Annotated in this window: 18 protein-coding genes; 7 read left to right on the top strand and 11 right to left on the bottom strand. The window is 37.1% G+C overall.

What is annotated here, in order from left to right; genetic code table 11:
• Positions 1 to 17: 17 nt before the first annotated feature.
• The 4 genes from ACM26V_RS22485 to ACM26V_RS22470 form a co-directional block, all read right to left on the bottom strand.
• On the bottom strand, positions 18 to 1,340 hold the full coding sequence (locus tag ACM26V_RS22485; protein WP_416149003.1) for an ABC transporter permease subunit: 1,323 nt from the start codon (positions 1,338 to 1,340) through the stop codon (positions 18 to 20).
• Between the two features lie 76 nt (positions 1,341 to 1,416).
• Entirely contained in the window at positions 1,417 to 2,736 is a 1,320-nt protein-coding gene (locus ACM26V_RS22480) for an extracellular solute-binding protein (RefSeq protein WP_416149002.1), read from the bottom strand.
• 308 nt (positions 2,737 to 3,044) lie between these two features.
• Positions 3,045 to 3,944 carry an AraC family transcriptional regulator gene (locus tag ACM26V_RS22475; protein WP_416149001.1) on the bottom strand — a complete coding sequence of 300 codons (900 nt, stop codon included), beginning with the start codon at positions 3,942 to 3,944 and terminating at the stop codon, positions 3,045 to 3,047.
• 101 nt (positions 3,945 to 4,045) lie between these two features.
• Entirely contained in the window at positions 4,046 to 5,083 is a 1,038-nt protein-coding gene (locus ACM26V_RS22470; RefSeq protein ID WP_416149000.1) for a DUF2804 domain-containing protein, read from the bottom strand.
• A 324-nt stretch (positions 5,084 to 5,407) separates the two neighbouring features.
• On the opposite strand from ACM26V_RS22470, the gene ACM26V_RS22465 reads away from it, so the two are divergent.
• Together ACM26V_RS22465 and ACM26V_RS22460 are read left to right on the top strand one after the other, a co-directional pair.
• The gene (locus ACM26V_RS22465; protein WP_416148999.1) at positions 5,408 to 6,853 is read left to right on the top strand and encodes a DEAD/DEAH box helicase; all 1,446 of its coding nucleotides are present in this window, start codon (positions 5,408 to 5,410) and stop codon (positions 6,851 to 6,853) included.
• A 26-nt stretch (positions 6,854 to 6,879) separates the two neighbouring features.
• Positions 6,880 to 8,376 carry a bifunctional metallophosphatase/5'-nucleotidase gene (locus tag ACM26V_RS22460; RefSeq protein ID WP_416148998.1) on the top strand — a complete coding sequence of 499 codons (1,497 nt, stop codon included), beginning with the start codon at positions 6,880 to 6,882 and terminating at the stop codon, positions 8,374 to 8,376.
• 109 nt (positions 8,377 to 8,485) lie between these two features.
• Here the strand turns inward: ACM26V_RS22460 and ACM26V_RS22455 are convergent, their stop codons facing one another.
• On the bottom strand, positions 8,486 to 9,463 hold the full coding sequence (locus ACM26V_RS22455) for a Gfo/Idh/MocA family protein (protein ID WP_416148997.1): 978 nt from the start codon (positions 9,461 to 9,463) through the stop codon (positions 8,486 to 8,488).
• 111 nt (positions 9,464 to 9,574) lie between these two features.
• Positions 9,575 to 10,120: a hypothetical protein gene (locus ACM26V_RS22450; RefSeq protein ID WP_416148996.1), complete on the bottom strand. Its 546-nt coding sequence runs from the start codon at positions 10,118 to 10,120 to the stop codon at positions 9,575 to 9,577.
• A gap of 211 nt (positions 10,121 to 10,331) precedes the next feature.
• Between ACM26V_RS22450 and ACM26V_RS22445 the strand changes: the two genes are divergently transcribed.
• Positions 10,332 to 10,868, top strand: coding sequence for a GNAT family N-acetyltransferase (locus ACM26V_RS22445; protein WP_416148995.1), 537 nt, complete (start codon positions 10,332 to 10,334; stop codon positions 10,866 to 10,868).
• A gap of 23 nt (positions 10,869 to 10,891) precedes the next feature.
• Here the strand turns inward: ACM26V_RS22445 and ACM26V_RS22440 are convergent, their stop codons facing one another.
• The gene (locus tag ACM26V_RS22440; RefSeq protein WP_416148994.1) at positions 10,892 to 11,611 is read right to left on the bottom strand and encodes a 3-ketoacyl-ACP reductase; all 720 of its coding nucleotides are present in this window, start codon (positions 11,609 to 11,611) and stop codon (positions 10,892 to 10,894) included.
• Between the two features lie 235 nt (positions 11,612 to 11,846).
• On the opposite strand from ACM26V_RS22440, the gene ACM26V_RS22435 reads away from it, so the two are divergent.
• Positions 11,847 to 12,371: a hypothetical protein gene (locus ACM26V_RS22435; RefSeq protein ID WP_416148993.1), complete on the top strand. Its 525-nt coding sequence runs from the start codon at positions 11,847 to 11,849 to the stop codon at positions 12,369 to 12,371.
• An 89-nt stretch (positions 12,372 to 12,460) separates the two neighbouring features.
• Here the strand turns inward: ACM26V_RS22435 and ACM26V_RS22430 are convergent, their stop codons facing one another.
• Positions 12,461 to 13,978, bottom strand: a complete 1,518-nt coding sequence (locus ACM26V_RS22430; RefSeq protein WP_416151948.1) for a glycoside hydrolase 43 family protein — start codon at positions 13,976 to 13,978, stop codon at positions 12,461 to 12,463.
• 201 nt (positions 13,979 to 14,179) lie between these two features.
• Here ACM26V_RS22430 and ACM26V_RS22425 point away from each other — a divergent pair, with 201 nt between their 5' ends.
• Genes ACM26V_RS22425 through ACM26V_RS22415 form a run of 3 tightly spaced genes read left to right on the top strand, consistent with a single transcriptional unit; the run spans position 14,180 to position 16,476 of the window.
• A complete protein-coding gene (locus ACM26V_RS22425) occupies positions 14,180 to 14,728 on the top strand; it encodes a sigma-70 family RNA polymerase sigma factor (protein WP_416148992.1) in 549 nt (182 codons plus the stop codon).
• A 3-nt stretch (positions 14,729 to 14,731) separates the two neighbouring features.
• Positions 14,732 to 15,166, top strand: coding sequence for a PadR family transcriptional regulator (locus tag ACM26V_RS22420; protein WP_416148991.1), 435 nt, complete (start codon positions 14,732 to 14,734; stop codon positions 15,164 to 15,166).
• Entirely contained in the window at positions 15,163 to 16,476 is a 1,314-nt protein-coding gene (locus ACM26V_RS22415) for an FtsW/RodA/SpoVE family cell cycle protein (protein ID WP_416148990.1), read from the top strand. The genes ACM26V_RS22420 and ACM26V_RS22415 overlap by 4 nt, the downstream gene beginning before the upstream one ends.
• A gap of 194 nt (positions 16,477 to 16,670) precedes the next feature.
• Here the strand turns inward: ACM26V_RS22415 and ACM26V_RS22410 are convergent, their stop codons facing one another.
• From ACM26V_RS22410 to katG, 3 genes are all read right to left on the bottom strand, one after another.
• A complete protein-coding gene (locus ACM26V_RS22410) occupies positions 16,671 to 18,266 on the bottom strand; it encodes a xylulokinase (RefSeq protein WP_416148989.1) in 1,596 nt (531 codons plus the stop codon).
• Positions 18,267 to 18,588: 322 nt separating this feature from the next.
• Positions 18,589 to 21,198, bottom strand: a complete 2,610-nt coding sequence (locus ACM26V_RS22405; protein WP_416148988.1) for a fibronectin type III domain-containing protein — start codon at positions 21,196 to 21,198, stop codon at positions 18,589 to 18,591.
• Between the two features lie 593 nt (positions 21,199 to 21,791).
• Entirely contained in the window at positions 21,792 to 23,969 is a 2,178-nt protein-coding gene (katG, locus tag ACM26V_RS22400) for a catalase/peroxidase HPI (RefSeq protein ID WP_416148987.1), read from the bottom strand.
• Between the last annotated feature and the right edge of the window lie 64 nt (positions 23,970 to 24,033).

The raw sequence follows: 24,033 nt of genomic DNA, 5'->3' as shown, positions 1-24,033 counted from the left end.
TGTCTTTTGATTTAGGCTCAATATACTTTCCCCTCCTCTTTAAATGATCGTGTACGGCGGAATTGGAAAAATGCGAATACTGCAATGATAAGACCGATAATCATCGAGATCGCTGCAGCAATACTGTAATTTTGCTGTTGGAACGTCAGGCTGTACACCCATGAAATTAAAATATCCGTTCCACCTGCATTTTGTCCACGAACTGCTGGTCCACCTTCATTAAATAAGTAAATAATATTAAAGTTATTGAAATTGTGTGTATATTGCATAATCATTAATGGTGCAGTCGCGAACATCACGTGCGGAAATGTAATTGCTTTGAATTTTTGCCAACGATTCGCTCCATCCACATCTGCTGCCTCATACCAATCGTCTGAAATACTTTGGAGAACTCCTGTAAATAATGCAAAAACAAATGGGAATCCTAACCATACTTGGATTGTTAATAGCGCTATCCTAGTCCAGAAGACATCTGTCATCCAAGGGATACTTACACTAAAAAATGGCTCCATTATATCGCGATTAATCGCACCAAACCCGTCATTAAACATCGCTGCAAAGATTAATATCGAAACAAATCCTGGCACTGCCCATGGTAATATAAGCATTGTTCTTAGAGTTCGTTTTATTTTAATACGTTTGTCATTTACTAATATAGCCATAAATAACCCTAATGCAATTTGTAAAGTTGTCGCAACTAACGTCCATATGATTGTCCAACTAAACACACTTATAAATGTGTTTTGAAAAATTGGTGTCGTAGCTAATGCTACAAAATTATCGAATCCAACCCAATCCAACAAATTTGTCGGTGGCGTGTTTCGTAACGAATAATTTACAAAAGCGAGAGAAAGCATAAATCCAAGCGGTAATATAATAGAAAATATCACCAATATTAAACCAGGTCCCACTAAAAAGTAGGGGAATGTTTTATCATAGGCATTATGGAAAGCTTCTCTTAGTGATGGAACTTCAAAACCGACTTTTAATTTCTGTGCATCTTTATATGCGTCTCTTAAATTAATGAAATAAAAGACTAACGCAAACAAAACAAAAATAATCGAAACAAGCCCCTGAATAATTAACACAAGTGAATTATCTCTTATCGTTTGAGTTCCAAGCGTAAAGATTCCCCATAACCCCATATCAATGAAGTCTCCAAGGACAACGATAAATGCAATTGTTAAGACAAGGAAAATCGAACCTTTCATCTTCCGGCGGTTATAAAACTGGCCAAGTCCAGGGATAATTGACAAAATTAAGGCTAATTTCGGATTATGCTTAGAAAAGCGATGATTTCCCTCTGTATTATTTGTTTCTTCTTGATGTTTCTCACCCATTTAAGTACCCCCTAAACACGATAGAATAAGAATAGGGAGGCAATTAGCCTCCCTTATCCTATTTTCATCTTATTAATTACTGCATTAATTCAATATTAACAATAATGTCTTCAACAGCTTCTTCAAGAACCTCTTGTGGATCCTCTCCATCAGCGTTAAATTCTAGGGAGTCTTCCATTGGGTCCCAAACTTGTCCCATCTCTGGAATATTTGGCATTGGTGTAGCTGTTTGAGATTGCTCTAAGAATCCTTCTGCTAATGGATTATCTACATCTGAGTCTGGTCGAGCTGGTATTTCACCAGTTTCAGCAAAATAATATGATTGAGAATCAGCTGACGTCAAGTGTAACGCTAACTGAGAAGCCCAATATTTATTTTCAGAGTAATCAGATAGTAGCCAACCCTTAACACCTGCAAATGGCGTTGGATCTTCTCCATTCGATAATGTTGGAAGTGGTGCAACACCTAAATCATCACCAAGTGCTTCAGTGAAAGATGCTAAGTACCAAGGTCCAGATAAAACGGCCCCAACATTACCTTCTGTAAATAAACCATTTAATACATCTTCCGTAATACTTCTCGGAAGAAGGCCTCGATCAAATAATGATTGAACTTCAGCATATGCTTCTACAGAACCTTCATTTGCTAATCCAATATCTTCTGGATCATAGTTACCTTCTGCATCTTGATTAAATACATAGCCACCGTGTCCACCCATCCAAGGATAAACATGATAGAAATTTAATGCTTCAAAGAGGAAACCGTACTCATCGTTTCCAACGTCTGTTAACTCTTCTGATAAGTCATACAATTCTTCCATTGTAGCTGGAATTTCTTCAATAATTGATTTGTTATAATATAAAGCTGTGTTTTCCATTACTAATGGTGCTCCGTAAATTTCACCATCAAGTGTAAAGGCATTTACTGCATCTTCTGTATAATTTGCGAATTCAGCCTCATCAATTTCCATTGGAGCTAAAAGATTTTGAGCTGTAAGGTTTCCTAAACGGTCATGTGGTTGAAAAAGAAGGTCAGGGCCGATGCCACTTGGTCCATCTAATTCAAAAGCTTCATCTTGGTCAGCCATCTGAACTGGAGTAACCGTAACATCAATACCGTGTTCTGCTTCAAATTCTTCAACTAAGTGTTCAATAGCGGCATATTGAAATTCTTCATCATTAGCCCAAATTTCTATTGATTCAGGTTTTTCAGGAGTTGCTTCTTCAGCATCACCTGCATTTTCATTTGTTTCATTGTTTGCACCTTCATTGGTAGTATTTTCATCTACCTGATTATTTCCTCCTGGTTCGTTGTCGTTGTTATCAGGCCCACACCCAACAAGTGCAACAGTTACAGCTAGTAACAACATCATCAATACAAGTAATGATTTCTTCATAATTTTTAACCCCTCTCTAATATAAGAATACAATATTATTGTAACCGATCTCTTTTACGATTTGTATGAATATATTCTTCATTTTTATAAAAAAATGAAACTTGTTTAAAATATCTTAATTATCTACTCAGATTACACTGATAACCCGTATCAAAAGTAGTTATTTATGAGTTTATAAATAAATCTTATTGCATTTTTTTATATTCAATCCACATAATAACAGTAGTTTGGATAAGTAATCATGAGCTTATTATTTAGAAACCGATTGGATTTTATACTACAAGTATAAAAAAGTCCAAATCAATTCCTTATTTTTTCACAAGTAAATTCCGATACTTTTTAGGAGTTATTCCTTCTAGCTTTTTATATGTTGCAACAAAATTACTAACATCATTAAATCCAACGAGAAAGGCAATATTTTTTAACGGTATTTCAGGATTGCGCACTAAAATTTCTTTTGCCTTCCGAATTCGAAGTTGAATCAAAAAGGAATATGGACTTACACTAAATGTATCTTGAAATAGTCTGTTCAAATACTGAGAACTTACATTTAAATGGTCAGCCATATCTTGTAGGCCGATATCTTCAGCGTATACTGTTTCTAACCATTCTACAATTGGCCGAATTTTATCAAAAAAATGAGATAATGATGGTTGATTATTTATTTTTCCGTATTTTCGTAAGTTAATTAAAAATGTATATAATGAATTTGACAATTCTAATTTAGAAAATTCTGAACCCTCCTCGATTATCTTTATCATTTCCATTATTATTTTTATAAACAGCTCTTGGTCCATATCTGTGTATAGAGTAGAAAAATTTAACTTTAACGAATCTAAAATATTTACAACAGAAGCGCCACCAAATGTCACATACACCGTTGACCATTTCCCTTTCACAAAATAAGAGTGTGGGGTATATGGCTTTAAGAGAATTCCTCTACCTTCTGATAGTATGTACTCCTGGCCATTAAACACAAACCGACCTTGTCCTTCAACAGTTTGGAGCCAATGATAGTAAGGATACCCCTCAGGTCTTATAAAATCTTGTTCTTGAGGATTAAACCCAACACTTTCAACAAATAAAGGTAGAACGTCTTCTACAGTAACAAACGTATGTCTTAATTTTTTTAAGTACATCAATCCACCACCTTTTAGAAAGCTAGTACATTCGTCGGCAACATAATACAATAGTATCATTGTTCCCATGTATTTACACCTTTTTCTGAAACTTTTACACTATATTTTTTGTAACTAAAATATATAATGGTGACTAATTATCTATTTAAGTGGTAAGTTGCAGCTACAGCCTACCATTTAGCTACATGATCTTCTATTGATCCGATAAGCTTGCTAATTTTAACTTTCTCTCCTTGGTGCGTTTTTATTTCACCTGAATAATAACCAAATAATTGAAACATTTGTGATTTTACGAGCCACAAATTCGTTGTCGAACTCCTTTTGAAAAATGGCGTGAATTCTAATCGAATATCGTCAGTGTCTTTTGAATTTATTCTCCAATTGTCCATTAGTTGATCGTCATCATATATAAAATCAACTGGTTCATGAATTTTCGTAAGCTTATCATTAATAAGAAGACCATTTTCTGTTATGCCTGTACCATCTGTCCATTTACCACCAAAATTTAAGCCAATCATGTCTTTCCCTTGCTTTCCAGATGCCATTCCCCAATTCCAACTTATCCTTCTTGGCCAATCTCCACGGCCGAAATCTAAGACTGCGGAATCGTTTGCCTTATTAAACGTAAATGACTTTTCCCCGACTGAAAATTCTCCCTCCGCGGGTAAACATTGTTGTTTTGATGTGTATTGAAATTTATCATTGCTCCAAGGAACGACAACATTTAACGACTCTAACGTATCAGGACAATAAATTTTGATGTCAGCTTTCAATGATTTTCCACCAAAATCTTTTGAGCTTACTTTCAAATGTATACTTTGTCCATCGTAAATAAAGAATAAACCATTGTCTTTATGGATAACTTCCACGCTGCCAGATACTGTGTCTGGCATAATATCGCCACCTTTTAGAGGGACAATGATTGTCTTCTCGAAATAATCATTCGTCTCATATTCCAAGTAATAGACAAAACAAACTAATGCATAATCTAAATGACTAACTGTAGCAGAAAACATAGCATCCTGACCAAATACACACCAATAGTTCCATTTTTTCTTCCGCAAAAAATGTCTTGTTAAATTACTCGTAACAATCGGTTTTCTCGACCAACCTATGCTGTCCCGGTTTAATTTACCTTTCTGATCACAAAGCATTACTGGAGACGTAATTTCACGTTCACTTGAAAGTAAAGTCAATGTCCTCACCATTCCCTCTCGCTAAATTATTTTGGATATAAACTGAAACACAGATGATCTATTTTTCTCTATATTAAATAATCATGTTATTATTATACTTGAATCGGTGAAGAAATAAATCATTTCAAAGTTCTGATTTGTTTAAGTCAGGTACCACTCAAACTTACCTAAGAAAAGATTTCTTTCCTTTTGGTGAAATCCTTGGTAGGTTAAACTATAGATTGAGCCTTCGATGTATCCATTGCTCCATATAAATATAACACATGAATAAGCAAGGAATAATCGGGAAAAGAGATAGTATACGTTTCATAATCTAAACCAAAATGAGGGTAAAGTATGAGTACAGAAAATTTCCAAACATATGATTTAAGTGAAAACATTAAACGAGCATTAACAGACTTGAATTACCATACACCAACAGAAGTTCAACAAAAAGTCATTCCACTCGCACTGGACCAGAAAGACCTTGTCGTAAAATCACAAACAGGAAGCGGAAAGACAGCATCTTTTGGTATCCCTATTTGCGAATTAGTAGATTGGCAAGAAAACAAACCTCAAGCATTAATACTCACACCGACGAGAGAGCTCGCTGCGCAGGTAAAGGATGACATTACAAATATCGGTAGATTCAAACGTATCAAAGCAGCCGCCATATTTGGAAAATCCCCCGTTAAATTACAAAAGTTAGAATTAAAACAAAAAACACACGTTGTCGTTGGCACGCCAGGACGGGTCCTTGACCATATTGAAAAGGGAACATTATTCTTAGATGACATTAAGTACTTAGTAATAGATGAAGCAGATGAAATGTTTAATATGGGCTTTATCGACCAAGTTGAAGCGATTATTAAAGAACTCCCTACAAATAGAGTCACTTCAATATATTCAGCAACAATACCAAGTGATGTGCAACACCTCAGACGTAAATACATGAACGATCCAATTGAAATTCAGGTATTTGGAACTGGTGTTACGACTAATGACATCGATCATTCCCTTGTAGAAGTTAGTGAAGATCAAAAGCTATCCCTATTTAAAGATGTGACTATTGTCGAGAACCCAGATAGTTGTCTTGTTTTTTGCGGAACAAAGGAAAAAGTTGATAACTTGAAAGAGGAGTTATCAAGGTTGAATTATTCTTGTGAAAAAATTCATGGGGGTCTGGATCAAGAAGAACGTTTCTCAGTAATGAATAATTTTAAGTTAGGTAAATTTCGTTACTTAATTGCGACGGATGTAGCAGCAAGAGGGATCGATATTGAAAGTATTTCTCTCGTCATTAACTACGACTTCCCGATGGAAAAACAAAGCTACGTTCACAGAACAGGTAGAACTGGGCGTGCAGGGAATAGCGGAAAAGCAATCACTTTTGTAACAAAATATGAATCGAAATTTGTCGGGGAAATTGAGCGTTATTTAGGCTTTACGATCCCTGTCGTTGAACCGCCAACCTACACCGAAGTCCAAAAATTAAAAGCAGCATTTGAAGAAAAAATGAACGCGCACGTTTTATTGAAAAAAGAGAAAAGTGCAGTTTTAAATAAAAACATCATGAAATTATATTTTAACGGTGGCAAGAAGAAGAAGCTAAGACCGGTTGATTTCGTTGGAACGATAACAAATATCCCTGATATTACAGCTGATGATATCGGTATTATTACAATTAAAGAGAACGTAACATATATTGATATCTTGAATGGCAAAGGTTCCATTGTATTACAAGAAATGAAAGAGAGAACAATTAAAGGCAAGCAATTAAAAGTACATTTAGCAAAAAAATAAAGGATAAAGTCAAAAGGATGGTTATCGTGAAAACATTTACATTTTCCGTTGGCGTGACAAGTGATACGCATGGACTTTTTGATGGAATGAAGGACCTTAACTATCTAGAAACAACCTTCCAAAACTTTCGCTCACAGCATGATAGCAGCCTTTTGATCGACAATGGCGATAGTTTACAGGGAAGTAGAGCTCTTCATTATTATGGGGTGAATCCAAATCAGATTCACCCCTTTAGCAATATGTTACCGAAGCTTGGATATCAAGCGTTTGTGCCTGGTAATCATGATTTTGATTATGGCTGGAAGCTGTTTCGTACTCTTCATCAATCGGCTGACACTGACTGGATTTGTGCTAATATTATTGATAAAAATAATCAGAAGTCACTTCTTACTCCATATCGAATCTATACGAAAGGTCCAATTAAAGTTGCACTTATAGGATTAACAATTAAGTTGCCTTTTTCTGACCCGAGTTTTACCAAGGCTGGAATGGAAATCGATGATGAAGTCGAGGTAGTAACTAAAACATTAAAGCAATTAAAAGAAAATGAAAAGCCAGACCTCGTCATCGTTAGTTACCATGGTGGCATGTTGTATGATGGACCTTTAGAGCCGAACAAAGGAGATAGTTTAGCTAAAATAAAAGGAATAGATTTATTGATAACGGGCCATCAGCATCAGCTTATTCACGAGAATGAGAAACATCAACCCGCGATCATTCAAACGGGTGTCGGAGGAAAACGTATTGGATTAGCCTCATTCGAATTTGAGTTCCTTAATGATCAATGGAAACTAATAAATCGTGATGTGAAACTCGTAGATCCACTGGAGAATCAATTGAACGTAGAAAAGACCAGAAAAGATCAACATAATTTCTCAAAGAATAAGATTGAGGCATGGTTTAATAAATCGCTAACAAATGATGAGTTACCTGAAACAACTCCGATTTATTTGCTTAGAAGTGAATCGATGATCTCACGTTGGGTTCACGAAGTAGTAGCAGATACATTAAAGACGAAATATAGTTTAATGACCTTTAGCAAATCGGAATTAACATTTCAAACCGACAAATTAAACCGAGATATCATTTTCAGTATCTTTCCTTATCCTGAAAGAATCTATGTTTATAAATTTAGTAAATCTGAACTCATAGATTTATTGGAAGTCAGCGCTTCAATGTATGAAGGGGATGGAAGCTGGCGTCTTTCATTACCGTGGCTAGAACCACATCCTTTAACTTATCAATTTGGTGTACTTGGTGGTTTAAAATACGAACTGGATTGTACAAAACCGACCGGAAGTAGAGTGAAACTGCTAGAACCAATTGAATCATCAGTAACGATCGCAGTCAATGGTTTTATCGCTAATCGAATCCCTAAATATGAAGCTATTTTCAAAGCTAAGGAGCCTGAAGAAATATCGTCAGAATCAATTTTTGATATTCTAGTAAAAGGAAGTCAAAAAGGACTTTTACCAGAAGCTTTGACAGGCCCAAGTTGGCGAGTGAAGGTGAGGAGTGACTAATGTTCTCCTTTTCCTTTTATCCGCAAGCGCATTAAAAATCAGCCTCTACTCGATCGAAGGCTGATTTTGTTCTTACAAAAGAACTGAGTTATTCAGTAGCCCTCATTCATCAGTTTACTTTCACTGGCATCCCTGTTCTAGATGATTCCAACGCTGCACATGTCACTTTATGCGTTTCGTATGCATCTTGATAACTTGATAGAATTTTCGACGTATCGCCTGTTCGAACGGCATGGATGAACGCTTCACTTTCTTTTGTATAAGGGTTATCTGAATCTAATGTTGTTTCTAAAACCCCTGCTACTCCTGTCAATTTCAGATGATTTGGATCCCATTCAACCATTCCTTCATCTGTGTAGATGCTCATCCCAACTTGACCAATCCCCCCTGGCATCATACACGTATTGGAAATTGCAACAACGACACCACTTTTTAATTTCATCGTCACTGTTCCTACATCAGGTACCTCGACACCTTCGTATTTATTTTCTGTTACACGATTTTCATATGAGGCGTACACTTCCTCCACATCCCCAGCCACGTATCTTAACAAATCAACAATGTGAGTCGTCTGTTCAATGAACTGTCCTCCAGACCCATCTTGCTTTCTCCACCAAGGAACTTGTGGCATGTCACCCATCCATTGACCTGTAACTAATCCAATTTGCATATTTTCTACTGTCTCTATTAATTTTTGCACCGATTGTTTGTAGCGAAAGTGGTAACCAACAGAAGTGATTAAGGAAGCTCCTTCTAATTGAGACACGATCGAGTTTACCGTTTCCAGATCGACTCCAAGTGGTTTCTCAACGAAAAAAGGAATTTGTCGACGTATTAACTCTTTTTCTATGTCTCCATGGGCCATTGGCGGCACACAGATATATACAGCATCTAACTTTTCTGCTTCCAACATGTCAGTCAAATGACCATATCCTATTGCCCCTTCAAATTCAGTCGCCATTTGTTCCGCTTTTTTTTGTGATGTTCCACAAATTGCCTTAAGCGTTACGTCTTTCATTTCCATTAAAATATTGCTATGCAACTTACTAAATGATCCTGTACCAATGATTCCAACTTGTAATGACATTACGAGATCCCTCCGATAATTAAATAGCTATTAGTTTACTATTCTACGTTCGCGAGTTCATACCTCCTTATAAAAAAATTATCTTTCTTAATTCCAAGCCTTGTGATTAAATTAACTCCAAAGTTTAGCGTATTTATTGCGGTACTTATCTTGTTCTTCTGTTTCTATTAATTCCAATGCTTTTTGTTTTATTTGTATGTCTTTCACTTCATTATATAAATAGCTAAGTCCTTGAATGATATCAAATCGAATTAACGTATGATTTTTTTCTTCGAAACATTTTCTAAACCGATCAACGAGATGACTGACAACCAAATCCTTTTGCTTCGATCCTGCTAATCCTACTCGCCAAATTGCTTGCAAACTATGTCTCGCAGTTACGAATTTCTCATCTTTTGTAACAGCCCACACTGCTGAAAAATCGGTTAACATTCTACCATCTGGATCACTGATTGCTAAATGAGCTAGAAACTGAGCAGCTCTTGATCTATGATGAGGGTCTTTGTCGTCAAGGTCATCGATTAATTGCTCCCATACTTCATATGCCCAGTCGACTTCTTCTTCAGTAGCTTTCATTATCTCTTGAAAGGCTTCGAATTGACTATTCCTATCGGTTGAATGTAAATTCTCAAATTGTGTTTGAATGTTTCTGTCCATTTTTGTCCTCCCTTTCTGAAAGACGGGTTGTTTCCCGGTACATTTCGAATCGTTTTCCCTTATTAATTTCACCAATACTTTTCTAGGTCATTTGAGTGACAAATCGAACATTTTACAAGAGGTATGCATACGCTGAGTATTATCGTTAATGATGCAACGAAAGGAAAGCATCGATTTTCGTGTAAATCAATTTTAAGGTAGGTGCGCATCATTGGTTGAATTAAAATCATTAAAAGACCCTCAAACCGAAGACAGTATAGCCATCCAACGAAACCTTTTCAATTCTGACTCAACCTTTAATCAGATAGTTTTTGGCAAAAATGAATTAAGCAAGGATGACCTCATTCAGGATAATGCAGAAAATTTGCAATTAGGAGCCCAATATTTTTACATCGTGAGCGAGAAGAAATATGCAGGCCTTGTCCATTTCCTGCCAGTCAATCCACATGATGGCCACGCTTGGATTGGCTTACTCATTATCCACAAAAAGATGCAAAAATCAGGAATAGGAAACGAAACAATCACTTTGCTAGAGGACATCATTGCCAAAGAAGACATAAAGAAAATAAGACTTAGTGTGCAACAGAAAAATGAAGGCGGAGCAGAGTTTTGGCAGAAAAAAGGGTATGTAAAAGTGAATTCGTCGATAGATAAATTTAATAATGACATTGATATTTATGAAAAAGAACTCACTAGTCCCAGCACTCCTGACCCCGAAGAAGTAGAAAAAACATCTGAGGATGAATAACCTCAGATGGTTTTTTTATTTCTTTATGGATTTGTTGACCATAATCCTGTTGATTTCACAAATACTCTTGGATGAAGTTTCAATTGAGCCACGACCATTTCTGCTAAATCTTCTGGTTGCATGACTTTATCTGGATTTCCATCAGTTAAATTTTCTTTTAAGGCAAGCTCTGTAGCAACTGTACTTGGAGTATGAGCCGTAACACGAATATTATGTTTGCGAACTTCCATTGCTAATGATTCTGTTAAGCCTAGTAATCCAAATTTAGATGCACTATAAGCACTTGTTTTCGGAGCACCTTTTTGACCAGCTGTAGAAGAAATGTTGATAATATCTCCACCGTTTTTTTCAATAAGTTGGGGAAGGACAGCCCTCGTCACATAGTAAACACCCATTAAATTCACATCAATAATTTTTTTGAATTCGTCTGGCGATAGATCTAGAAAACCTCCGAATTTAGCCGTACCGGCATTATTGATTAAAATATCAATAGATTCAAGGTCCTCTGTCACTTTCTGAACCCCGTCCTCTACTTGTTCTAATGACGATACATCAACAGTTGCATAAGATACCTTGACCCCAAATGGTTCAATTTCCTTCTTAACGTTTATTAAATCTGCTTCTGTCCGAGCCAATAACCCTAGGTTAACTCCTTCTTTAGCAAGAGCAATTGCTATTGCTTTTCCAATTCCTTTACCTGCACCAGTTATCAGCGCTGTTTTCCCATTTATAGGTTGTGCCATGGTTTACCTAACCCCTTTTGTCTTCAGATTTATGTTCTTTAATAGCTAAACATATATTTACCATAATAGTACAAAGACATAAGATTGTATATTTTGTATGACTCGCATCACTTTTTTATATTTCCTATAAACTGTGGAAATTAAACTTAAAAATATATGTAGCACTTTAAAATATTAATGGTAATATTTAGTTATTACTTGTTTCACAAAAATCTATTAGTTGGGAGAGAGGATATTGAAAAAACTATTTTCTAAGACGGTGCTTATATTACTTTTAGTGAGTCTTATTTTTCAGACTAGTGTTTATGCTAATTCTTCTTGGCAATGGCTGACATCAAGTCCAAAGGAAATATTACCCCTTGCTATCGCAATCACTCTTTTCATTGAAATCATAGGTATCTCGTTTTTAGGTGGTCTAGGTAAAAGGCTATCCTTAGCAATTAAAGGAGCACTTATTATTATCGGTGCAAATATCGCTTCGTTTTTTCTTCCATATGTCTTTAGAGCACTTAGTTTTCAAAGCTTTTCTGGTAGTTGGTCACATGCATGGTACGATGCCTTTTCATCTGGTCCGTACTATATTATTTTATTAGGTTACCTATTCCTAACAGTAGCATTAGAAGTACCTGTTATTTATTATTACCTTTTGAATTATACAAAAAACAAACGCGTTCTTTTAACCGTGATTATTTCGGTCAATGTTCTTACAACACTTATTGTTGCAGTGATGGAAAGAATGATGTTTCACGGTCAATGGTAGGAGGATTTAGAACATAAATAAAAAGGGCTCCGGAGAACCCTTCGACAAGTGTCATTGTTACTACAACACTATAGTTTAACTTCATTACGTTACGATATAGATTCTTTTCCATAGTGAAAATACTCAAAGTCAACATAACCACCAATTTGCTTAGTAGCATAATTAAATAATCCTATACGATACCCCATAAAATGGTCTAACGTATATCTCATTTTTAGTTTATTACCTATTTCTGTCCAATCAATTCCATTTTCTGAGTAGTAAAATGTCGCAATATCAATACTATCCTCAAAGTTGAACTCTATTTTTAAATAAATAATATTTCCACCGATGACTTTCTTATCAACTGCTTCTTCATCACCATTGCCACGATTTTCTGACATCATTACGTAGTTAGTGCCATTTTCTTCTGCTTTTACACCAACAGTTCCAAAGCTATTCTGAAGTGCAATCAATCCGGCATAATCTCCAGGTTTCATGTTTGAAATATCCATCTTGGTAATTCCTGTACAAGCTGGACCTTCTGTTCGTTGTGTTAACGTATTCCTAGCATTCAAGACATTGTTGGTTACATTACCTGTTTGTAAACGTAAATGCCCCGGTCGTTTCGTGAATGACCACAGACTATTATTTGGATTATGATTCCACTGCCAATTCAAGGCCAGCTTGTTTTCTTTATGATCGAACTCATCACTGATCACTAAAGGTTTCTTAGAGGAAGCTGGCATGTTTATCTCAAACTCTTTTGGCGTCTTACCATCAATACCTATCATCGGCCATCCATTCTCCCAGTTTACAGGTAGAATATAGGGAATCCTACCAACAGCATCATGGTCTTGAAACAACATCGCATACCATTCATTTTCAGGTGTATGAAAAATCGCACCTTGTGCAATACCTTTATTTTGATATTCCATATCGTCATCAAAAATAATCTTTCGTTCATACTCTCCTAGAAGTTCGTCTGAGCGATAACAGATTTGCCTTCTCCGTTGGTTTTCACCGGTTGGCCATTCGATAAATAATAAATAATACTTACCATCGATTTTGTAGGCATGACACCCTTCACACCTTAAACCAATACCTTCTGTTTCTGTTTCCAACAGTAATTGATTAACTCCACCTGGTTTAACTGCTGTTGCATCTTCTGTTAACTCTACAATGCGGATGGCACCACAACCATAGATGACAAATACCCTATCTTTATCGAATAGTAAGGCTGGATCGTGATAAAGTCCATCTATAGTCGAAAGTGACCATTGCCCACTTTCTATATCTTTCGTCTTGTACATATAAAACTTGTTCATATCATTACTGGAAAAGCACACATAAAACGTTTCATTATGATAACGCAAACTTGCTGCCCAAGAACCTTGTCCATAAATTCCTTTACCATCCATGAGATTATGGGCATCGTTATCCTCCATGTTATCAAAAATATAGCTGATGATCTCCCAATCTACTAAATTCTCTGACTTCATAATAGGGCAACCTGGCATCGTATGCATGCTCGTACTAACCATATAATAAGCTGTTCCAACCCTTATAACATCTACATCTGGGACATCAGACCAAAAAATAGGATTCGTTAAAGTAATTTTATTCATCATTTTCTCCTTTCAAGTCTAGTATGTTAGCTCCTTTTTCACTATGGATCATAGTATTTTGTGTAAGCGAATACAGGTTATTGTATATAATTCTATCATAGTCTTTAATTTCAAAAGAGGAACTGATTATAAATTTCTTTTAAATTTTCAAACCAAAAGGGAATTCGTTTCGTCTAAAATGTAGGAAGAGGTGATACGTGGATGAATGAATTCGATCAAGTATCAGTTACAGATAAATGTGTCGACGACAGGGAACTTATTATTGATCAATTAATCGATGAATATAGCGATGCTATCCTACATCTTGTTTATACATATGTAAAAAATCGAACGACAGCGGAGGATTTAACACAGGAGATCTTTATTAAGTGCTATGAAAAACTAGATCAGTTTAATCAGCAGGCGAAAATAAAAACTTGGCTATACCGAATTGCAAGCAATCACTGCAAAGATTACTTGAGAAGCTGGCATTATCGTAAAATTATCCTAAACGAGAAAATACTAACCTATACCCCTTCCACGTCAAAAACCGTTGAGGAAGAGATCATTGCGAAAAATGAAGAAACCAGGTTGATGAATGCTGTGATGTCTCTACATTTAAAGTACAGAGAAGTGGTGTTTCTCCATTACTACGAGGAGCTATCATTAGCAGAAATAAGCAACGTTACTAGAGTAAATATAAATACGATAAAAACTAGGTTAAAACGTGCGAAAGAATTATTAAAAGACAACATGATAGAGGAGGTTTAAGCGATGAATGATCCATTCACTAACCTAAAGAATGCCATGAAAAAAACAGTATTTAAGGACCTTTCCTTTTCCGATGAGCGTAAAAATGCAGTGAAAGAAACGATACGAGGAAATCAATCTCAACCACACCTTCATTTTTGGAAGGAAGAAACCCTTCTAGCTCTATTCGAAACACTTCAAGATGAAGCAAAACACGGTTTTGAAATTTCCAGCGACCTTTTTCAAAACAATGTCCTCAGTTTTCAAAACAATGAAGGACAGTTATATACACTGTTACATTTACTAGAAAACAAAGAGATTCTCACTTCTAAATGGATTGGAGATAAAAAATATTATTCCTTAACGGTAATAGGGAAAAAATACTTAGAAGCTTCTAAACAAGGAAGCGATATGCAACGAACATCGCTTAAACAGCTACTAGTGGAGGTGTCATTATGAGTTTTGCAGCTTTCGAAGAATTTCTACGTAAAGTTACCTCTAAAGTGAAATCCAAGGGAGCGCACGGCATGATCAAAAAAGAGCTTCATAGTCACTTAGTAGAGCTAAGCCAATCTTTCCAGAAGAGAGACTCTTCTAAAGAGGAGGCAGATAAAAAGGCAATTAAAGAAATGGGAAACCCCTTTACTATTGGAGAAAACTTAAATCGCCTTCATAAACCAAGAATGGATTGGATCCTTATCGCGTTATTTCTCATTATTGCAGGGATTAGTTTTCTTCCGCTTGTTGGTGGTATTGAAGAAGTCTTTGAATCAAGCTTGTATTTTATGCAGCGACATGCAATCTGGTACACCCTTGCTACCTTTGTAATCTTAGGATTTCTTTTCTTTGATTATCGAAAACTTAAAAACCTTTGGATGTTCTTTTACGGCAGTGGATTGCTGATACTTTTATACACCTACTCATTTGGTATAACGATCAATGGTGCTGCAAGGTGGATGGCATTTGGAGGATTTCACGTTGACGTAACCATAACGTTATTTTTATTTTTCCTTGCTTGGGCAGGGATTATGAATAAGATTAATGAGTTTAATAGAGTGAAAAAACAAGTGTTACTGTTTTTTCTATTCTGGACACCAATCTTTTTCTATATGTTGCTTCCTCACTTTATGTTGAGCATCATTTACTTTTGCTACGTGTTAACAATGTTTGCTTTTTCTCAAGTACCTAAAAAATTTGCAATGAAGTTAGCAACTCCTTTTTTAACCGTGGGGATTGTTTTTATTATAATAATAACCCTTACTTTTCGTGGCACTTATTTATTTCATAGACTATTTGCATTTATAAATCCATCTGCTAATCCAAATGAAGAAGGATATATGTACATTGTGGTTAGGGATATTCTTTCCCAAGCAGGCTGGTTTGGTAATGGTCTCTACACTCAGACAGGGTCCCTTCCGTTTGCTCATACAGATTTCGCTTTCCCTTATCTCGTCTATTCTCTCGGATGGCTATTTGGAATCAGCCTTTGTCTCCTCTTGTTGATATTTATATCGCGAATTGCCCTAAATGCTTTTAAAACAAAAGATCTATATGGGAGATTGTTAGTCATAGGCGGTGCTACAATCATTTCCGTTCCCGCTTTTTGGAACATACTAATGGGTTTTGGAATAGTACCGATAATGGCCGTATCTCTACCGTTTATCAGTTATGGAGGGAGTATGCTATTCTTCTACTCTGCCATTTTAGGCCTTATTCTTAACGTCTATCGGAGAAAAGATATTGTAGAGCCGACGATAGTGAAATTATAGTATTTCACATGCAGCGCATAGTGTCTAGAGCACCAATTTCATAGATAACTAATTTCTTTTTAACGGCACAAGGGGCACCCCCTTGTGCCGTATCATATCGAACAAGATCAAGATGTCTCGTCTGGATAATTTTCAACAAAAAACACGACAGAGAAATCAATCCCCTGCCGCGCTAAGATTTACTAGATATATATTTAGTTAAGATTCTCTACCGCTGCTCTTTCGATTGAAAGTCCCTTTTTATAACTTTCCATAAACTTCTCAAATCCTGCTACGTCTTTCGGATCTGGATCCATCGTCTTCACTGCTTGGTTTGCAAATACTTTCTCGTTTAAATACTCGTCCAATGTTTCATTTTCTGTTTTGTTAATCATATATGATCCAAGCAGGGCAATCCCCCATGCTCCACCTTCCCCTGCCGTTTCCATAACAGATACAGGAACATTAAAAGCACCGGCCAAGATACCTTGCGCTACACCTTCTGTTTTAAAAATTCCACCATGACCTAAAACTTCATCCAATTTCACTTTTTCTTCTTTCATCAAAATATCCATCCCAATTTTCATTGCGCCAAATGCGGTAAATAAATGAACACGCATGAAATTAGCAAGATTGAAATTACTTTCTGAAGAACGAACAAACAATGGACGACCTTCTTCGAAATGAGTCATGTGTTCACCGGAAAGATATCCATAAGATAATAGGCCACCAGCATCCGCATCTCCTTGAAGCGCTTGTTTAAATAACGTTTCATATAACTTATCCTTATCCACTTCAATACCCATTGATTTTGAAAACTCTTCAAATAATCCAACCCATGCATTTAAGTCTGAAGAACAGTTATTTGAGTGAGCCATCGCTACCAGATTACCTGTTGGTGTTGTCACAAGATCGATTTCAGGATGGACTTTAGACAAGTCTTTTTCCAGCACGACCATTGCAAAAGCAGAAGTTCCGGCAGAGACATTACCAGTTCGTTTCGCTACGCTGTTTGTGGCAACCATCCCAGTTCCAGCATCTCCTTCTGGCGGACAAAGCGGAATACCAGCCTTTAGCTCTCCAGTAGGGTCTAGAAGTTTCGCGCCTTCCTCTGTGAGTTCCCCTGCATTGTCACCCGCAACTAAAACGTCAGGCAAAATATCTTCTAACTTCCATGGTAAATTCTTAGATTCAATCAATTCATTGAATTGCCCTATCATTGTTTGATTAAAACTCTTTGTATCCAAGTCAATCGGAAATACACCGGATGCTTCACCAACTCCCAAAACTTTTTTTCCAGTCAGTTTCCACTGAATATAACCTGCCAGTGTTGTTTGGCAGCTAATACTAGCAATATGTTCTTCTTGATTTAAGATAGCTTGATAGAGGTGAGCGATACTCCATCTTTGTGGAATATTGTAGTTAAATAGTTCCGTTAATTCGTTCGAAGCCTGTTCGGTAAAATTATTGCGCCACGTACGGAAAGGTACTAGAAGCCCGCCATCTTTATCAAAAGCTAAATATCCATGCATCATTGCGCTAAAACCGATCGCCCCTACTGATTGCAGAGGGACGCCATATTGCTCTTTTACATCCTTAGCCAATTTTTGATAGCTATCTTGTAAGCCTTTCCAAATATCGTCAACACTATAGGTCCAAACGTTGTTCTCAAAACTATTTTCCCAGTCATGACTTCCAGATGCAATCGGAGCATTATCCTCCCCAATAAGAACTGCTTTAATCCGAGTTGAACCAAGTTCAATACCAATTACTGTTTTGCCACTTTGAATTGCATTTTTCACATCACTCATATAATTTTCCTCCAATAATATGTTATTACATCTATTGTAAAAGATATGATGAAGTATTTCAATCATAAATGTACGTACAAATTTGAATGATCGCGTTATCTTTTTTCGCCTTAAACGTATAATTTTTTATTAGGTGAAGTTATATGGGGAATGTTCACATTGGAAACTAAAATAATAAGTTTTATGTATAAATGTAACTCTACGGAGTATTAACAAGCATTTCTTAAAACAATTAGGAGAAGCTAGCAACTATTAAGTTTCTAGCTTCCCCCATTTTTTATAGAGTGTTTTGCATGCTTATAAGTGAATATATGAAACTTCCTTACTCACTACAGATGTCCATCGTACTATTCTCCAAAGTAATATTGCGGAATTCAACGTTCTCCCCGCATGGTGACTCAAGAATTTCTGAATTTCGTAAAGTTAGATTTTTCATTAGTATATCTGATGTGTTAGGCATATCAGAACGAGCTGCAATACGAATTCCAGATGGTCCCTCAACTACACCACCTTCAATTGTAATGTTGAAGCTGTTTTCTATGAGCATAGCGTTGTTTCCTGTGTTAGCAATGTCCACACGCTCGATTACAGCTCCTCCACTTCGAGATACACTGAAGATTCCCCTTCCTCCTCCACGGGCGATTACTTCACCTACAGAGATATTTTTAGTATATTCATCATCGATGTTACCATTTCGATTCGCCATACGAAATGCTGCATACCCAGTACCTGTTCCTGCTCCGTACCCATAAACTGTGTCTATTTCCGCATTAATCGTATCATTCAACAAAACACCTGCATATCCAGTATTTACTGCAGTAACATTTCCGATACTAATACCGTCCACTCCATACGTTTCCACACCATGATCGCTCGTTCCGGAAACATACACATCATCAATGCGTACATCACGAGTTCCATAAACACTATCATCATCACGGCTTTCGATACGAAGACCAAGACCACCATCTAAACGAAGGTCAATCTGTCCTAAGTGAATATCTTCTGATGTGCGTACGAAAATACCGTAGTTCGGTGTTCCCGTTATATTTAATCTTGGAATGGATACATTCTCTGCATGCAAAATACGTACTGCAGCGGAATGATCTCCATAACTGAAAGGATCTCCTGTACCTTCCACGTGAATCGTTCCATCTACCTCGAAAGAAGTATGACTCGGTAAGTCAAGTGACTCATCGCCTGGAATGGTTCCAGAACCACGAACAATTACTTTCTCTTGAGAAGTACGATCAGAAGTTAAACTGTCAACAGCCGCTTGCATTGCTTCAAGCATGTCATCGCCAGAATAAACAACTCCACGATTAATAGCTCTCCAAGTATCACCAGATTGGATGACGCGTGCATCAAATGGTCCTCTAGACCCTTTATTTAACCTCTTTGATTTCTCTTCTGCTTGCGCTGCTAAAATTCGAGAGGCTTCTGAAATCCCACCTTCATTCACTGCCATCACAACGTAATAGTAAGGATTGGAAGAATAAATGTTTTCATCCGTGAAAGTAAGTTCATCCGTTACTCCGATGCGCTCAAATGATTCTTCCACATTAGGAAGTTGATCTTCATGAAAGCGAGTACGATACACATAGTAGAGATCTGCATCATTCACTCTGTTCCATGAAATTGTAACTTCCTCTTCCGTCAATTCTTCTACTAACTTTAATCCCATAGGATTACGTGGAGCAGAAACGTTCTCGTCAATCATAGAAACTGTCACTTCATTACTTCTCACTGATTCAATATCTAAATCAGATACTGGAGAAACAGCATATGTGTAAGTATTACCTATTTCTGTTGTTTCATCTTTATAGTTTGATTCGGAAGTATTGTCGATGAGAGTAAAGCGATCTTCTCCTTCTTCTTTACGGAACACGTCATACGATTCAGCCTCATCCATGCTATCCCAGTTTAAGATAACATATGAATCTTGTCCTAAAGATATTTCTGAAACTTCTAAGCTAGTTATCATTAAAACTGGCACAATTTCTACTGCATTAATCCGTGCATCATCTAAGAAACTTATATCTAATTGCCCATTCTCCACTGGTACTGTATCCTCATAAGTGATAAAATTCCCTGCACTTGTAAGTTCTCCACCCCTTACTTCTCCACCTTGAAGTGAATAGCTTGTTTGATTATCATCCCACTCAGCTCCAGTTGTTATTATCGTTTTGTAATCGCCATTCGGTAAATCTACCTTGAAACTATTGCCACCTGCTATTACGAAATCTCTAGTCAAATTATTAGCTTGATCTCTAGATCCCGCTGCACTATCAAGTCCATACCCTTTATCACTATCATATAGAGTTACTTCAGATACTTTCGTATATCCGTCCTCTATGGGACTTGCCTGTGTTCCTAAGTCAAATTTGTATTGTAGTGGATCATCAACGTCTTTTTCGATAATTTCAATTGCATTAATCCGCGCCCACGCTCCTGAAAAATAGATAGTTAATTCACCATCTGAAACAACTGCTGTATCTTCATAAGTGATAAATTCTCCACCATTTGTGCCCTCTCCACCTTGTAGCTCTCCACCTTGAAGTGAATAGGTTGTTTCATTATAATCCCAGTTAGACCCAGTAGTTATTTGAACATCATATTCCCCATCCGGTAGATCTACCGTAAAGGTATGTCCATGCGCTAAAACAAAATCTCTCCTTAAATCATCCCCTTGATCTTCCGAGTTGCCTTCATTTACTTCATCAAATCCATAACCCCTGTCACTTGTATATCCAGTTAAATCGGATACTTTCGTATATCCACCTGCTACAGAACTCGACTCTGTTCCAAAGTCAAACCTCCAATGTGGTCGTTCACCCTCTGAATCATTAGTATTCGCCGATATCCCACTAGCTGAGAACAATGAGAATATCATTACTATCACCATGAAGATCGATAACTTTCTCTTAACCATGTAAATCCTCCTTAGTATAAATTAACTTAGATTTTCAAAAAAAGTAAGCGCTAACATTTTGTCACTAAAAAAATTCCCTATATTAAGGGCAGGTTGCACATAACAGTACATGGAACTCAAAACACAAAAAAAGAAACAACAACTAGATAAATTTTTTTACATAAATCACCCTTCCAATGAAGAAAGTAATGAGACGCAAACAATAAAAATTATGCTACTCTTTTTACTGCTTGTATATTTCGTCATTATACTGAGACAAGTCTGCATTTAAAATATCAAAAATGTTAAGTTTTCTTTTAAAAACAATGAATATTCAAAATAGGTAGAATATTCACAAATTAACTAATTTATAGTACTTTATTTATTGAAAAAATTGTAACATTTTATTAAATTCTACCTACTATCTCTATAAAAATTAAGCAATCGCTTAGCACAGCAAAAAAGCCGTCATGACGATAAATCTGTCATAACGGCTTTTCACAAATTTAGAAGACGCTCAAAATAATTTTCGAGCATTCTAACACTTTGTATTTTCACCTTGAGACTTCAGGCGTAATAGTAGTGTGCTTTGTTCTAGTTAAAGTTAGTAACTATTACTTAAGGTCAAAACGATCTGCATTCATTACCTTCACCCAAACATCGACAAAGTCATGCACAAACTTCTCTTTACTATCATCTTGAGCATAAACTTCTACAAGGGCACGAAGGACAGAGTTAGAACCGAACGCAAGGTCAACTCTTGATGCTGTACGAACGACCTCACCAGTTTTACGGTCACGGCCTTCAAATACGTAGTCATCTTGAGCCTTCCACTCAATTCCCATGTCTAGTAAGTTGACAAAGAAATCATTTGAAAGTGTGCCTACATTGTCCGTGAAAACACCATGTTGTGTACCATTGTAGTTTGTACCAAGAACACGCATACCACCAACAAGTGCAGTCATTTCCGGTGCAGAAAGGTTAAGTAACTGTGCCTTATCAACAAGAAGCTCCTCTGCACTTACAGTATACTGTTTCTTTAAGTAGTTGCGGAATCCATCAGCAATCGGTTCTAGTACATCAAAGCTATCTGCATCTGTTTGCTCATCTGTTGCGTCACCGCGTCCAGAAACAAACGGTACCTTTACGTCTACACCTGCATCTTTTGCAGCTTTTTCTACTGCTGCAGTACCGCCAAGAACAATCAAATCAGCAAGGCTGACTTGCTTATGCTTTTGAATGTCTTTAAGAACATTAAGCACTTTTTCAAGTTGTTCTGGCTGGTTCACTTCCCAATCCTTCTGTGGAGCAAGTTGAATACGGGCACCATTCGCACCGCCACGCATATCTGATCCACGGAAAGTACTTGCAGAAGCCCAAGCTGTAGTTACAAGTTCGCTAATAGTAAGTCCAGAGTCTAGAATTGTCGCTTTAAGCTCTTCTACTTCTGAATCAGTTAATTTATAATCAACTGCTGGTACAGGGTCTTGCCAGATCAACTCTTCATTTGGAACTTCTGGTCCTAGTAATCTTTCACGAGGCCCCATGTCACGATGCAACAATTTATACCATGCGCGAGAAAATGCATCTGCAAGCTCGTCTGGATTCTTGTGGAACCTACGAGAAATCTTTTCGAATTCTGGATCCATACGCATAGCCATATCCGCAGTTGTCATCATCGTCGGAACACGAACGGATGAATCTTCTGCATCTGGTGCAAGGTCCTTTTCATCTACATCTATAGCAGTCCATTGATAGGCACCTGCTGGACTCTTTGTAAGCTCCCATTCATAACCAAACAGCATATCGTAATAACTATTGTCCCACTGTGTTGGAGTAGGAGTCCACGCACCTTCAATACCACTTGTGATTGTATCTCTACCTTTGCCGGATCCGTGTGAGTTCTTCCAACCAAGGCCTTGTTCTTCAAGTGGAGCAGCCTCTGGCTCTGGACCAACTTTAGCAGCATCACCAGCTCCATGTGACTTACCAAATGTATGGCCACCCGCTGTTAGTGCAACGGTTTCTTCATCGTTCATTCCCATACGCGAAAAAGTTTCACGGATGTCTTTACCACTTTGTATTGGATCTGGCTTACCATTTGGACCTTCTGGGTTAACATAGATAAGACCCATCTGCACAGCAGCAAGTGGATTCTCAAGTTCACGATCACCTGAGTAGCGTTTATCACCTAGCCATTCAGATTCCGCACCCCAATAGATATCTTCTTCTGGATGCCAGACATCTTCACGTCCCGCTCCAAAACCAAATGTCTTTAATCCCATTGATTCAAGCGCAACATTACCTGTTAGAAGTACCAAGTCTGCCCAAGAAATTTTGTTCCCGTATTTTTGCTTAATTGGCCATAACAAACGACGTGCTTTATCGAGGTTACCGTTATCAGGCCAACTGTTAAGCGGCGCAAAGCGTTGAGTACCAGTACCGCCACCTCCACGACCGTCACCTGTACGGTAAGTACCAGCAGCATGCCAAGACATACGAATAAAGAATGGACCATAATGTCCGAAATCTGCAGGCCACCAATCCTGGCTGTCTGTCATAAGCTCGTGAAGATCTTGCTTAAGGGCATCATAATCTAGCTTTTGGAATTCCTCTGCATAATCAAAATCTTCCCCCAAAGGGTTTGTTTTCTTGTCATGCTGATGGAGAATATTTAAGTTAAGTTGGTTTGGCCACCAGTCTCTGTTTGATGTACCACTAGACTTGTGACTAGTAGCACCACCATGATTTACCGGGCACTTGCCTTCACTTACATTGTCTTTTGGATCCATAATGATTTCTCCTCCTTATATCTTGTAATCTAAAGCACCTTCAGCACTATGAAACTTTCAAACT

It is taken from the genome of Salipaludibacillus sp. HK11 (genome assembly GCF_047795645.1).
Classification (GTDB): Bacteria; Bacillota; Bacilli; order Bacillales; family Salisediminibacteriaceae; genus Salipaludibacillus.
The sequence above is the reverse complement of the archived record's forward strand: the minus strand, read 5'-3'. Positions and strand labels throughout refer to the sequence as shown.

What these genes read in the sequence shown, in the direction of transcription:
- ACM26V_RS22455 (WP_416148997.1), bottom strand. Translation starts at nt 9,463, where the DNA reads ATGTCATTACAAGTTGGAATCATTGGTACAGGATCATTTAGTAAGTTG.
- ACM26V_RS22410 (WP_416148989.1), bottom strand. Translation starts at nt 18,266, where the DNA reads ATGAGTGATGTGAAAAATGCAATTCAAAGTGGCAAAACAGTAATTGGT.
- katG (WP_416148987.1), bottom strand. Translation starts at nt 23,969, where the DNA reads ATGGATCCAAAAGACAATGTAAGTGAAGGCAAGTGCCCGGTAAATCAT.
- ACM26V_RS22475 (WP_416149001.1), bottom strand. Translation starts at nt 3,944, where the DNA reads ATGGGAACAATGATACTATTGTATTATGTTGCCGACGAATGTACTAGC.
- ACM26V_RS22440 (WP_416148994.1), bottom strand. Translation starts at nt 11,611, where the DNA reads ATGGCACAACCTATAAATGGGAAAACAGCGCTGATAACTGGTGCAGGT.
- ACM26V_RS22480 (WP_416149002.1), bottom strand. Translation starts at nt 2,736, where the DNA reads ATGAAGAAATCATTACTTGTATTGATGATGTTGTTACTAGCTGTAACT.
- ACM26V_RS22485 (WP_416149003.1), bottom strand. Translation starts at nt 1,340, where the DNA reads ATGGGTGAGAAACATCAAGAAGAAACAAATAATACAGAGGGAAATCAT.
- ACM26V_RS22430 (WP_416151948.1), bottom strand. Translation starts at nt 13,978, where the DNA reads ATGAATAAAATTACTTTAACGAATCCTATTTTTTGGTCTGATGTCCCA.
- ACM26V_RS22425 (WP_416148992.1), top strand. Translation starts at nt 14,180, where the DNA reads ATGAATGAATTCGATCAAGTATCAGTTACAGATAAATGTGTCGACGAC.
- ACM26V_RS22465 (WP_416148999.1), top strand. Translation starts at nt 5,408, where the DNA reads ATGAGTACAGAAAATTTCCAAACATATGATTTAAGTGAAAACATTAAA.
- ACM26V_RS22415 (WP_416148990.1), top strand. Translation starts at nt 15,163, where the DNA reads ATGAGTTTTGCAGCTTTCGAAGAATTTCTACGTAAAGTTACCTCTAAA.
- ACM26V_RS22420 (WP_416148991.1), top strand. Translation starts at nt 14,732, where the DNA reads ATGAATGATCCATTCACTAACCTAAAGAATGCCATGAAAAAAACAGTA.
- ACM26V_RS22405 (WP_416148988.1), bottom strand. Translation starts at nt 21,198, where the DNA reads ATGGTTAAGAGAAAGTTATCGATCTTCATGGTGATAGTAATGATATTC.
- ACM26V_RS22470 (WP_416149000.1), bottom strand. Translation starts at nt 5,083, where the DNA reads ATGGTGAGGACATTGACTTTACTTTCAAGTGAACGTGAAATTACGTCT.
- ACM26V_RS22450 (WP_416148996.1), bottom strand. Translation starts at nt 10,120, where the DNA reads ATGGACAGAAACATTCAAACACAATTTGAGAATTTACATTCAACCGAT.